This window comes from Imperialibacter sp. (assembly GCF_040222385.1).
In the GTDB taxonomy this organism is placed as follows: Bacteria; Bacteroidota; Bacteroidia; order Cytophagales; family Cyclobacteriaceae; genus Imperialibacter.
In genome coordinates this window covers 420,303-432,966 of the sequence record NZ_JAVKDF010000022.1, presented here as the reverse complement: position 1 = coordinate 432,966, position 12,664 = coordinate 420,303, and the positions used below count along the sequence as shown (strand labels likewise).

The following is a 12,664-nucleotide window of genomic DNA, read 5'->3' as shown; positions in this document are numbered from 1 at the left end:
GAAGGCTATACCAGTAAAGGACGGTTAGGAATACAATTGGAATAGTCATCACCCTGGGAGTAACCGATCAGAGATTGGGTCTTATTCCCTGGTTACAGCCACCTCCTCCACACCAGCGTCATATCGAAACGAGGAACGAGGGAGATATCCCCCAGATGATGGCACTGAGCCGGACAAAGACACTGGGTTGCCGTCGTCAGCCGCCGGGGTGGTGGCAGAAAGGCATGAGTTTGCTGTGATCCTAATGAAGTGAAGGTGGTGAAGTAGCTGCATCTTTGCAGAGCGGAATGCTTTGATTAAAGGGGTTACTCGCCGCCCTGAAAGTGTAACCCCTTTAATTTTCGAAGCGACAATGGTCTTTATTCCTAGTGCCAGATCCCATTTCGGGGCACGGTGAGGGAAGCGTCGACTGGATTTGCTCAATCAGAGGTTGGGTAGACAGCCAAGGCTCCTCCATTTGTCTTTGGCAGGCCAAAAACCAGCGCTTATATGCCGTACCTACGGCACTTACGGGGGAGTTGAATTCTATTGGCGGAGCTTACCGCTGTGTCGCCCCTATTGGACTGGGTTCAGGGGTCGATATCGCAGGAAGGCCATAAGGCTGCGCAGGTAAGGCATATTACTTTCCTTAGAGTCTCCTGTAGGCGAGTGTTAGTATTAAAAGCTCGGCAGTGTTACTTCTTCCGCCAGTAATAACTATTTCAGACTGGGTATTGAGACAGTTGAGAGAGAATAGACATAGAAGGGCTGATTGATTATTGTGCCCGATTAACCCAAGCCAACTGTCAAACCACACTCATCGGCAACTCTCTCACACGCTTGCCTGTGATTCTGTATGCTGCATTGGCAATGGCTGCTGCTATGGGTCCAAGAGGCGGTTCGCCTACTGCACCAGGCACCCCCGTGCCGTTGATGATTTCCACATCGATTTCCCGGGGAGCGTCCCTCATGAGGGCCATGCGGTAAGGGCCATAAATGATAGGCTTTAGCTCGCTTTTTTCCACATACATACGCTCAAACAGCGATGCACTTATGCCCATGATGATACTGCCCTCGCATTGCGCTTTGACCTGGTCTGGATTGACAGCAAAACCCGGGTCCATCACACAAGTTACTTTATGCACCCGGATAGCGCCATCCGTTACCGACACCTCGGCCACATGGGCGCAGGGCGTGCCGGCGTCTGTAGAACAGGCAAATCCCATGGCCCGATCGTCCGCAGCGGTATTTTGATAGCCTGACTTTGCTCTGGCAGTTTCAATGACTTGTTTGAGCCGCATTCCCGCCTCGTCGTCGATAATGTGGTCGAGCCTGAAAGCCACCGGGTCTTTGCCTGTCAGTTCTGCGAGCTCATCCATAAAGCTTTCAATCGCAAACGTGTTGGCCAGCAGGCCCAGACTCCTCCACCAGCTTGTGGAGAAGGGGAGTTGTACACGCCACGACACAGCACGGAAACTTGGTATGTTCCGGTAATGGAAAGAACCACCCCTGATAGCTCCACCATCTGCGCCCAGAATGGTACCAACCACCGGAGGCAACAGGGCCGAGCCAAACATCACATCGCCACTTGAGAACTGGTGTTCGATGGCGGTAATCTTACCATTTGCATCAAGCTTTCCTTTCATTACATGGTGAGTAGGCGGACGGAAAGTATCGTTTTGAAATTCTTCCTGACGACTGAAAAAGCACTTTACCGGCTTACCTACTGCTTTGGAAAGCACGGCTGCCTGCACGGCGTTAGGAGTATGAAGCCTCCTACCGAAACCACCACCCAGATAGGTGGGAACAATGTTGACCTGGGTGGCCTCCATTCCGAGACGTTTGGCTACTTCTGATCTGGTGATGCTCACCACCTGCGTGGAAATCATCACAGTTGCCTTGTCAGCTTCTACATAGGCCACCGCACCATTAGGCTCTATTTGAGCGTGGGCACCAATGGGAGACTTGTATTCGGAGCGCAATACCTGACTGCCGTTTTCATCGGCAAGTTCGCCTTCGGCATCTCCCTCTTTTTGAATCACCATGGCTTCGCCTTTGCCAACCAGCAGCATGTCCTCAATGTCTTTGGTGTTCCACTCTCTGTCCGTTTCCCATTCTGCTACAATGGCCTTTTTGGCGTTTTCAGCCTCCGTCATGGAAGTGGCCACCACGCCCACAAAGTCGTCTTCCTGCACCACCTTTACCACGCCGGGCATGCCCGCTGCTTTGGACACGTCAGCACCTTTGAATTTGGCACCAATCTTTGATGGTCGCACCACCGACCCGTACAGCATGTCGGGCATTTGTGCATCCATGCCAAACATCGGCGTGCCCATCACTTTGTCTACCAGATCGACACGGCTTACGGGCTTTCCAATAAACTTGTAGTCTTTCAAGTCTTTAAGTGGTGGTGCCTCTGGGACTTCCCATTCGGTCACACCTTCCACTACTTCTCCGTAGGTCAAACTGCCCGAGGGGCCAATGATGGTTCCTGCTGAGGCCCGTACCTGATCGACAGCCACGTCCAGTTTTTTTGCCCCTTCGGCCTTTAGCATTTCCCGCAGTGTGGCGGAGAGCTCACGCAAGGGTTGCCACAGTCCTGCAACCGAGGTGCTTCCTCCCGTACTCAAACCGTCGATATTTCCCGTTGCCGAGGTAGCATGCACAATCTGCATTTGGCTGATGTCCAGCTCCAGCTCGTCGCAGGCAATTTGCACCAGGCCGGTGAAGGTTCCCTGGCCCATTTCCACTTTTGGACTATGCAAAATGACCTGGTTGGCCCTGGTCACCTCAAACCACATAAAAGGCTGACTGGTGTCTCCGCTGTACGCCAGCATAGATGGGTCGTCCAGCAAATCGTACAGCTGTCGACGAAGTGGGTTTCTGGCCAGGTAGGTGGCACCTACAAGTACGCCAGCCCCTCCAATCAGTGACCTTACAATGAATTTTCTCCTAGATACTTTGGCCATGGTCTTATGATTGAATGGTGGAATCAGCTTGAATTTGAGCCGCTTTCTTAATTGCTTTTCGCATGCGGTAATAGGTGCCGCAGCGGCAAACATTCACGATGTTCTGGTCGATATCGTCATCGCTGGGGTTGGGATGCTTGTTAAGCAAAGCCGCCGTGGCCATCATAAATCCGGGCTGACAATAGCCACACTGAGGCACTATTTCTTCGATCCAGGCTTGTTGCACAGGATGAGGATTTTTTGTCGTACCCAGGCCTTCTATGGTGGTGATTTGTTTGCCTTCCGCCATTTTTGCGGGATAGGAACATGACCGCACCGCCTCGCCATTGACCAGGATGGTGCAGGCCCCACAGGCTGCTTTGCCGCAGCCAAATTTTGTTCCTTTCAAATCCAGTACGTCCCGGATGACCCACAACAGGGGGATGTCCCCATCTACATCGACTGTGCCGGGCCTATTATTGATATTGAGTGATAGCTTCATGATTTTTAGTTAGTTGAGTGTGCCCTATTCGCTTTCTGGTATTACAGCACCCAGCGATATCCATTTCTTTACCGCAGCAATGTAATCGGCCCTGGCCACCGGGGGTTTTTCACGTGGATTGCCGGCTGCATCCACGCCGGGCTCCCATGCCCACAGCACCAATTCGTGTTCTGTAAGGTGATGCATGATGTCGTCGGGCGTACGGTTGCCATTGTTAGCCCGATTCATCATTGACTGTGCGATCTCAAGGCGGGAAAGCCCTTCCCACCGCATTTTATGGGGAGCCAGGCCCCATTCCGGGGCACCGGGTACGCCAGAATAGGCATTGTTTTCCTTCTGATGACAGGTATTGCAATTGGTAGCATTGCCAGCGTTTGCCCGGGTAATACCAAAATTATGGGCATGGCTGTCAAGTCCCTGCTTGGGTACATTGTCCGATGGATGGCAATTCATACACCGCTGATGGGTAACCACATCCATCATCGTATTGAAAGCAATCAGGCTCTCCTCTATAGATGCCATTTTCTGGCTCTCCTCCTCAGGAGAGGTGGCCCAGGGCTCATTGGTGCTGTGGTGACGATTGACCCATCCCACCGAAACGACGAAAGTGATCAGTATGGGAATGATGAAGGCTTTTTTCATAAGCAGTGGTTTGGTAGCGTTATTGGTAGCTGGTTCAAAACAATAAGTTACTTTTTCAGTGGTCAATTTCCGTTTTATCTACCGCCTTTGTTTGCTTAAAAGTATCTTTTTACTTGCCTGTTTATGTCAATATCCAGAAACTAGCGTGATGCCCTGGCATTTAGTTCGGAAGGGTTCAATCCAAAATAAGCTTTGAACGATCGGCTGAAGTGGGAAAGATCTTCAAATCCCACCTCCATGAACACGTCGCTGGCCGAAAGCTTGTTTTGAATCATCAGCTGGCGGGCCAGCTCCAGCCTTTGCTCCCTGATCCATTGCCTGGGTGTTTGGTTGATCGCCATGCGGAAATCCCGGTTAAAAGTGGACAGGCTTCTGCCTGAGAGCTCTGCAAACTGCCTGAGTGTGAGATTTCTCGGATAATTATAGTTCATGAACTCGACAAGGTTGGCCCGCTGGCTGGTTGAAAAATCGTTGAACACGTGAATCAAATCCGGTCTTTGGTGAGACAGTGCATAAAGGGCCTCCATGGTTTTGATCCTGATGAGCTGGCGATTAACAGGCGCCTGGCCGGTGATATACACTTCTATGGATTTCATAAGTCCGGTGAGTACCGGCGATTGCTTTAGCTGAATCAGCGGTAGGGCATAGGGTAAATAGTCTTTAGGCACCTCAAACTCTCGGATGGCCTCCCTGATAAAGCTGTCGTAAAGTAAAAAAATATGTTCCCTAAAGCAGGCTTCACTTTCTTGCCATGATTTCACAAACACGCCCTTGGTATGTTTGCGAATGAGCGCAAACTCTCCGGCACGGATTGTATAGGTGTGATTTTCGATTTTCAAGTCCAGCCTGCCTTGCTCAACAAACACCAGTATATTCGCAGGGTAGTAAATAGGGTGGGAGTCGCCCTGCATGTTGGTTTCGGCGGTGGCAGCAATCATGAAGCCATCACACTCGATCATTTTCAATTTTCGATAGTCCATATCATAGGGCCTTATGGCATAAAGTTACCGTGATTACCGCAGCCTTGCTTGCTTCTTCGTATCATTTAACTTGCTTGTGCGTGTCAATGTTCAAAGGAAAGGACGGTGTTGGTTCGAATTTACCACCGGTGCGGGCAGGGAAGTAATAACACCCTTTCGGAGCCAAATGTAATTAAAGGGGTTACTCTCACCACCCTGAAAGTGTAATCCCTTTAATTTTCGGAGCGGCAAGGGGTGTTTGTTGTTAGTGTCAGCTTTGGTTTCGGAGCTTGATGAGGGAAGCGTCGACCGGCCGGCTTTTTTTCATATCAACAGCAGTGGACGCTGACGCCAGGGCGAGATGGCCCATCGATCCATACTTATCTGGCATAGTGTACCAGCTCAACATATCGAACGATCATGCGATCAGAAATACTTAAAATTTGGTATTGCCTGTCTTCGCAATCCACGGTATATTTATTATCTTTTGACAGCTTATCGATGAAAATGGTAAGCTTTTCTTTTTAATCGCATGGAACAAATCAACCCTTCCTACCGCACCTTGCGGGTGGTCATCGGCGTTCTCGGCATCGCTCTGCCTTTAGTTTTGATCCTCGGAAATAGAGGCGATGTGGAAAGCTCAATCAGCTTTTTCTACTATACTAAAATGAGCGTTGTGTTTACGGGCATCCTGTTTGCATTCGGTCTCATCCTTATTTCCTATAAGGGCCGCACCATTGAGGGTGAAAAAGTAAGCGAGAACCTGCTCACCCATATTGGCGGTGGATGCGCTCTGCTGGTGGCTCTCGTGCCCACCAAATTTGGTGGAGACATCAGCAGCTTGTTCTATTCACACAACGACTTATTTAGAGGCTGGATACACAACATTTCGGCCGTGCTGTTCATATTCATCATGGGGTTTGTTGTGCTAACGAAATTCTCACGTGCAATGTACTTCCAGTCTTTCTATAAGCTGTTCGGATTGCTGGTGTTGATAGGGCTGGCATTTACAATATCGGCCTTCTGGTACGAAGCTAGTCACGATAATACGCCATTATTTAAAGGGGCTGTGTTTTGGGGAGAGTCGTTCTCCCTTTGGATGTTTGGTATTGCCTGGCTGAGGCGTGGGGTGCCTAAAAATAGATAGCAAGCCCATATTCAGACAAGTTTAGTACGAACATATGATTCAGATCAAAAAACGCAGTGTCGGCGACTGTTGTAAACAAATAACCAAATTGAAAAGCCATGGATCAACAATCTGCAATTACCGAAGTTACTGCGGGACTAAGGGCAAAAGGGCTGGAAATGGCGCCTGGCGCAATGGCTCCGCTGTCGAAAGTTACCTTTTCCCTTCTTCACGATATTCACGATCACGAATTACATTTTCTGAAAACAACCCTGATTGATTCAATTGCTGATGCTAATCGAGAAAGGACAAAGGGCGCTGAAGAAGTGAATAGCCGGGATGTAACCGTGGGGATGATTGCGCTTGGCAAAAAGGCAGGATCGGCAAATGCCAATGTATTCGACCATCAGGTGTCGTTGACTGAAGCCTGCCCTTATTGTAAACCCTGACAAGTATGAACTACGAATCAATCATTGAGTTTAATAAATATACCCTTGCGTTGTCAGCAGGAGGCTTCGCATATGTGCTTGATAGCTACAAAGAACCTGCCACGCCGCTTTTATTTTGGTTGGTTGTTGTGGTATGTGTGCTTCTAGCCTTCTCTACGCTGGCTGGTATTTTGGTGTATTCCACTGCTACATCCAAAACCCACCAGGGCGACAAAGAAAGCCCGGGCCACGACCGATTTATTCGGCTATTTGGTACTTCCCATGCATTGTTTCTGGCGGTGGCCATGCTGGGCCTGGCTGTGATTGTTTTCTCCGATATTCAGTATCCGAAGGACAATGAACAACCGGAACCTCGTGTCGTTTGCTGTTGTGAGCGGCCTGGATAAATCGGTCGGGGAGATGGGAGCCCTACCCAAAGGAGTATTTCACTCTTAGCCCGTGCTACCTAAATAGCCTGTATTAGGTAGGATTCATATTTTGCGGCCTTATCGACATTTTTGTAATCATATCACCTGGTAATATCTAACGTGCAATCTTCCAATTGATACAAATACTGTATTTTGAGTATTTACACTCACACAAAATTTCGGTTATTTAGTAATGTCATTTTTGGAGATAATTTGGATGTCACTCAATCACTTAAGACATGAACTGATTGAGTGCTTTTCAGCAGACGATAGTTATAATTGGCCTGAACAAAGGGTGAGCCTATATGGCAAAACGGAATTATTTGAATTTTCGACGACATGAGAAAAATACTACTATTTACGACACTTACATTGGCAATATCTCAATGGATTTGTGCCCAGACGGTGCCCATAATTGAGCTGGATAGGACCACAGGAACTGCCTCCGAACAAATACCTTTCGACCGAACTTTTGTTTTAAAACTGGAGACAAAGGAGGTTGTTAACTACGTTGACGTTATCGAGACAAAAAAGGGAAGAAGATGGTATGAGGAGATCGTAAACAAAATGGAAAGACCTTTTTTTTCAAGTTTGGAAATTCCTGGCATTAATTCAGACGGTATCGAACATGAAACGAAAGACGGAAAAAGTTATGCATTCATTCGATTTGATGACCGACCTGGCAACAACACTACCTTACGAGCAAATAAAGACTACTCTATTCTGGTTAACTATGGCGACCCCAGGGCATTTTCGATGTACCGTGAGTACGCAAAAACCAACGATACCTCGCAGCTGGCAAAAGAAATACAGGCGATGGAGGATCAGCAGTTGGAAGAAATAGGAGTTTCCTGGATGATTCCATCAGTTGATTCAGTGAAAAGTATTTTTAAGAAAGGAAAATTGAAGTTAGCATTCGAGATCTATGATAGCCTGGAGACTGCCCAAAAAAGGCTGTTGGCGGGAGCAAAAACGCTTGACTTGAGTTCTGTCCTGAATTGCCTGGCTTCTGACACTACAATAGCAAAATGTATCAATAAGTGTGACGACCTGGAGCTGTTTATTCAACTCGACAAGGAAAATAGCGACACGGCCGCTCTCAAAAAACTGCTGGACGGTTACTATGCTGGCAATACCAAAGCCTCTGCCTGTAGCCGGTCAAATGCTATTTCTAAACTGGCCGAAAAGATGGATAAGGTTTTTCCGAAAATTCAGCAGATGTACCTGACAAAGAGCTGTGGGATTGACGAAGTCCAATACAAGGGCTTAAAGGATTTTGTTGATCAGGTTCATACCGCAGCAGAGAACCTTAAAGCAATGTGCAATATCAATCAAAAGGTAATGCAGGCTTTCTACTCTCAGGGCTTTCACACAGTGCCCACCGAAATAAAAATATCATCGGTGACCTATGAATTCAAAACGAGAGCACGGTCTTACCTGAAACCTGATTTTGGGCTGGTGGCTTACGGCTTGCAGAGGGACTTCACCCGAATGAGCCCCTATGTCGGCGTTCACGTTAATTTCGTTCCTCTGGACAAAAATACTCCCTGGAAAAACTATCCCAATCATTCTTTCTGGAAATACCCCTCGTTAATGTTTGGGGTCACACTCTCGTCTGTGGCTGAACCTGGAAAGCGGGACGACCTTTACGGTTCCAGTTCAGTCTTAACCGGCGTTGGCTTAAAACTTTTTAGTCATTCTTTTATGATTTCCGGAGGGGCGCTTTGGTTTAACAAACTGGACGAGAACCCGGTAATAAGCACGAAATCCCTTGCATGCACTCCATTCGTTGGGCTATCAGCTGATATTGAACTCCGGGAGCTACTTAATGGATTTGAATCAATATTTAAAAAATGAACAACGTGAGAGCTATCAATTTCTTTCTGCCAATAATCATTTGCCTGGGGCTGGGGTCCTGCGTTCTCTATGATGACGAGGCTTACGATCTTTCGAACTTCAACGTTGACGATGTCATCGTCAATGTGACGCCATCCAGAAGCCTGGTATCAGCCAATGGGCTGGATACAACGTCCATCGTTGTAGAGCTGCCGATTGAGGCCGACACCGTGACTGTTTCGATAGAGACAAATCTGGGCACGTTTGTTAGCTCAGGAACGCAAAAGTTTTCAGGCACTTCTTATCGAAGAAGCATGGGCGGCACTAACAAACACCTTGTTGAAGCCCAGCTAAAAGCAGGGGCTGATGCGGGTAAGGCAATCATACAGGTTCAGGTGGCGGGATTTCAGGAGAGAGTTGAGGTAGAATTTGCCAGGAATTACCCGAATGAAATTTCTGTTACACCCAGCAAGATTGGGGTGGTCAGAGGCTTTGGAAATGAGATTGAACTGAGCATCGCACTTTTAGCACCTGTCGGGATGGTGTCAAACAATCATCCCATAGAAGTAACCGCAACAGATTCAGCTCAAAATTCCATTGGGAATTTTAGGGTTCGGCCTGGTAGCTATAGTTTAAATTCCGCCAACGCAGTTTTCTCTGTGGCTCCCGACACTTCATATGTTGGACCCATTCATATTTTAGTTAATACACAGGGAGATGCCTCTCCTCTTAATCATGAGATAATCATTTATTCACTTGACCATTGAGAACAATGAAATTAAACCAAATTGACGAATCGCATTTTAATAAAGAAATCGAAAAAGCACTCAATGAGGCAATAAATAAGCTGGGAGTCGATGAAGAACTCGTGTTTGAATCATTTGTTATTCATGTAAAAGAAAAATTAAAACCAGCCTGCAGGAAGGTGAAGGTATGCAAGAGAATGAAAAATGGAAAAGTGAAATGTAAATGGGAAAAAAGATGTGATTAGTGCGAGTAAAGATCCTTATTTCTGAGTTTACGATAAATTTTCGCTGCTGTAGCCTCTGCCCTCAGCACTCCCTAGTCCCAATGGGCCTTTCACAGCCAGACCCACTTTCCCCACCCGGGGCACCTATGCCATACATGTGAGAGAGAATGCCGACTACCTCCTTACCCATGAAGCGAAGGCAGGAAAGTAGCAACACCCTTGCAGAGCAAACTCTAATTAAAGAGGTTACTCTCACCACCCCGCAGGTGTAACCTCTTTAATCTTCGAAGCGGCAAGGGTCTTTTTTTGAGGTACCAGCTTCGGTTTCGGGGCTCTACAGCGGCCAGGCGTCGGTACGGCGGGAAGGCCATAGGGCGGCGGCCGTCAGACGCCGGGTGTTGGCGATAAAGCAATAGCTACAGTCCCGATTACGAGAATCATCTTGCTGGGCAACGAAACGACGGTTGTGTTCGAAGCTGTAGCGGAGAGGCTTTACCCCCAAATAAGCCCATTTCAATCGTTTCAGGACACAAAAACAGGGTCGTTGAATCACAAGCGCTTATCCCGGTACCTGTTAAGCGCTTGTCTCACCCTATGATAAGCGCTTGTCTCGGTACCTCATAAGCCTTTGTCTCACCCCCTCATAAGCGCTTATCTGCCAACGGACAAGCGCTTAACTGAAGACGGACAACGGCTTAACAGCCAACGGACAACGGCTTGTCACCAACCCGCATAAGGGCTTAACACCTACCCACACGAAGGCTTCACTGGTAGTGGTACAAGGTTTCGTGGTTAAAGCAGTTGCTCTGGGTACCTATCGAACGGCTGTGCGCTTTGTTCTAATAACTGATAGCTGCCTTCCGTTGGGGGTGACCTGGGTACTTTTTACACCAGTGTGAAGTCAGAAGGAGCAGCCAGCCCCGAAGAGTTCAAGAAGAGTAATATCTCGGCAGCCAAAGTAAGGTTTAAGCCGGGTAAAATCTTTATGAGAACCCTCCAGGCAGCGGACTTTAAAAGGAAAAACAATGGCAGCATGCCACCGGAGCCAACTAACGGTAGCACTCCCTGATTTAGGGCCTGAAAAAGTTGGTGAGGGTTTGAAAAAAGATGGTGAACTTTTCAGAAAAGTTGGCCGGAAAACCAAAACTCAACGCCAACTTTTAAAGACCCGACGTAAAAAGCCCAGGAGGTGAGCAGTTTCACTGCCGGTTAAGATGATGAAAAAGGCCTTCGGGCCTTTTTTTATTGGGTTAATCGGGAGGGCAAAAGTAAGATTTGATGCTGCTTACCTAAGCTTCAGGCTTTGGCTCAAACCTCAATCAACTAACAGACACGCCATGGCAAGATGGTTGGAAACTGGGTGCCAGCCCTGCCACCACACCAGCATCACCCCGGTTGCAACGAAGGGGCGAGGAATCCTCAAAGCCGGGCAGCAAGCCAGATAAACCTCCGTCCAGGTCGGGGGATTCTGTTCTGGCTCACTTCACTATCACTCTGTTTAGATCTCGCCTGCACTGGCCGTAAGCCAAATACTGCAAATACGATGAGACTCTGTTTGATCTTGAATTCTTTGAAGGCGAATTGTTTTTTGTGGTCAAGTTTTGTAAAAAAATCAAAAGTGGTGCTATAAAGGAGGTTTATTGTATCAATTTAATAAAACTGAAATTTTCTTCCCTTTTGATTCTGAATTGTTCGTAGAGCAAAGAACAATGTTTAGTCTAACTACGTTTTAAATGTGAGACGGCTCAAGGACGTCCCTAGTAGGTGAGCAGCTAGTTGAAATTTACCCACGCTAAATTTTAAACTAAAATCTATGCTGTATGAAAAATCTGCTACTACCTCCCATTTTTGTTTTTGTACTATCTTTTAGTTCTGACGTTTCTGCTTGTGAGCGTTATATGACTCCCTGGGAAAGCGGAACCTACAGAATAATAGAGCCAGAATTACGCAATTTAAGGGCTTTAAAAAACAATGCTGAGAGGGCCATGGGTACTACGAATGGTCATCGAAGAGCGAATGCCAACCATGATCATAGCTATGAAATGTGGAATACTTTGTATCGTTTGGGTAACTATGCAATAGGTATGTATTCTGGAACTGCAAGAACTAAACTATCACCGCCCCAATCGATGGCTGAGATAGTAAGTGCAAATAGTTTGTTAAGGGATATTGTTAGAACAGTTGAAGCTAAAGTCGGTATAGAGAGAAATTGGAGTAATTTAACTTCTGACGATTGGAAAACGTTATTGTCTGCTATAGGAGGTCTCCTTGACGAAGAAATGGCCTTTAAGAATTCCTATTGTTCTAGACAATCGTCGTCAAGCGGCACTTTTTCTTATGACTTTACTTTAGAACATAACAAACTTCCCTTTGTCCTAAGTTTTATTGATGGTTCGGTAACAGTTAGAGCTAAAGTTAAGGTAGGAGATTTCACTACATCGATAAAGGGAAAGTATCATCCGGGTGGATCGGATTTGCCTGGTGTGGAATACCTAATAATTATTTCTGAAGACAATGTAGCTTATGCTTATGATATTCGAGCAACAGACCTATCTCTTGATGTAGTAAATTCTCGACTACAGGTGAAAGGAAAAACAATTACCCTGACAGCTGTTAAAAATTCCGATGCTAGTCAACTTTGACCCGATTAGTTAATGGCTGCAAATGAGAGTGTCGTTATTTCGTCCACTTCTTTGCCCAAGGTTGCCGTCATGTAGATTGCGAGGAACGAGCGAGCCGACGTGGAACCCGACGCAGGAACGGCATCCCCATGATGATTGCACTAGGATGGATAAGGCACTGTATCAGTCCTGGGTGGTATGTCAGGGAGATTTCTCCGTTTCACT

13 protein-coding genes are annotated in these 12,664 nt (G+C 47.1%); 8 read left to right on the top strand and 5 right to left on the bottom strand.

Annotation, left to right across the window (positions count from 1 at the left end):
• Positions 1 to 81 precede the first annotated feature (81 nt).
• The 5 genes from RIG68_RS09450 to RIG68_RS09430 all read right to left on the bottom strand — a co-directional run bounded on the left by RIG68_RS09450 (position 82) and on the right by RIG68_RS09430 (position 5,051).
• Positions 82 to 273 carry a hypothetical protein gene (locus RIG68_RS09450; RefSeq protein ID WP_350121574.1) on the bottom strand — a complete coding sequence of 64 codons (192 nt, stop codon included), beginning with the start codon at positions 271 to 273 and terminating at the stop codon, positions 82 to 84.
• Between the two features lie 512 nt (positions 274 to 785).
• A complete protein-coding gene (locus RIG68_RS09445; protein WP_350121572.1) occupies positions 786 to 2,948 on the bottom strand; it encodes a xanthine dehydrogenase family protein molybdopterin-binding subunit in 2,163 nt (720 codons plus the stop codon).
• Positions 2,949 to 2,952: 4 nt separating this feature from the next.
• On the bottom strand, positions 2,953 to 3,429 hold the full coding sequence (locus RIG68_RS09440) for a (2Fe-2S)-binding protein (protein WP_350121570.1): 477 nt from the start codon (positions 3,427 to 3,429) through the stop codon (positions 2,953 to 2,955).
• A gap of 24 nt (positions 3,430 to 3,453) precedes the next feature.
• On the bottom strand, positions 3,454 to 4,071 hold the full coding sequence (locus RIG68_RS09435; RefSeq protein WP_350121568.1) for a hypothetical protein: 618 nt from the start codon (positions 4,069 to 4,071) through the stop codon (positions 3,454 to 3,456).
• Between the two features lie 140 nt (positions 4,072 to 4,211).
• Complete coding sequence (locus RIG68_RS09430; RefSeq protein WP_350121566.1) at positions 4,212 to 5,051, bottom strand: helix-turn-helix domain-containing protein; 840 nt, start codon at positions 5,049 to 5,051, stop codon at positions 4,212 to 4,214.
• Between the two features lie 511 nt (positions 5,052 to 5,562).
• On the opposite strand from RIG68_RS09430, the gene RIG68_RS09425 reads away from it, so the two are divergent.
• The 8 genes from RIG68_RS09425 to RIG68_RS09390 all read left to right on the top strand — a co-directional run bounded on the left by RIG68_RS09425 (position 5,563) and on the right by RIG68_RS09390 (position 12,460).
• Entirely contained in the window at positions 5,563 to 6,177 is a 615-nt protein-coding gene (locus RIG68_RS09425; RefSeq protein ID WP_350121564.1) for a hypothetical protein, read from the top strand.
• Positions 6,178 to 6,275: 98 nt separating this feature from the next.
• On the top strand, positions 6,276 to 6,605 hold the full coding sequence (locus RIG68_RS09420) for a hypothetical protein (RefSeq protein ID WP_350121562.1): 330 nt from the start codon (positions 6,276 to 6,278) through the stop codon (positions 6,603 to 6,605).
• A gap of 5 nt (positions 6,606 to 6,610) precedes the next feature.
• A complete protein-coding gene (locus RIG68_RS09415) occupies positions 6,611 to 6,991 on the top strand; it encodes a hypothetical protein (protein ID WP_350121560.1) in 381 nt (126 codons plus the stop codon).
• Between the two features lie 360 nt (positions 6,992 to 7,351).
• Positions 7,352 to 8,869: a hypothetical protein gene (locus RIG68_RS09410; RefSeq protein WP_350121558.1), complete on the top strand. Its 1,518-nt coding sequence runs from the start codon at positions 7,352 to 7,354 to the stop codon at positions 8,867 to 8,869.
• A complete protein-coding gene (locus tag RIG68_RS09405) occupies positions 8,866 to 9,615 on the top strand; it encodes a hypothetical protein (RefSeq protein ID WP_350121556.1) in 750 nt (249 codons plus the stop codon). The genes RIG68_RS09410 and RIG68_RS09405 overlap by 4 nt, the downstream gene beginning before the upstream one ends.
• 5 nt (positions 9,616 to 9,620) lie before the next feature.
• Positions 9,621 to 9,839, top strand: a complete 219-nt coding sequence (locus RIG68_RS09400; RefSeq protein WP_350121554.1) for a hypothetical protein — start codon at positions 9,621 to 9,623, stop codon at positions 9,837 to 9,839.
• Between the two features lie 832 nt (positions 9,840 to 10,671).
• Positions 10,672 to 10,887 (top strand): HU family DNA-binding protein, encoded by a 216-nt coding sequence (locus tag RIG68_RS09395; protein WP_350121830.1) that lies wholly within the window; start codon positions 10,672 to 10,674, stop codon positions 10,885 to 10,887.
• A gap of 751 nt (positions 10,888 to 11,638) precedes the next feature.
• Positions 11,639 to 12,460 carry a hypothetical protein gene (locus RIG68_RS09390; protein ID WP_350121553.1) on the top strand — a complete coding sequence of 274 codons (822 nt, stop codon included), beginning with the start codon at positions 11,639 to 11,641 and terminating at the stop codon, positions 12,458 to 12,460.
• Positions 12,461 to 12,664: the final 204 nt, after the last annotated feature.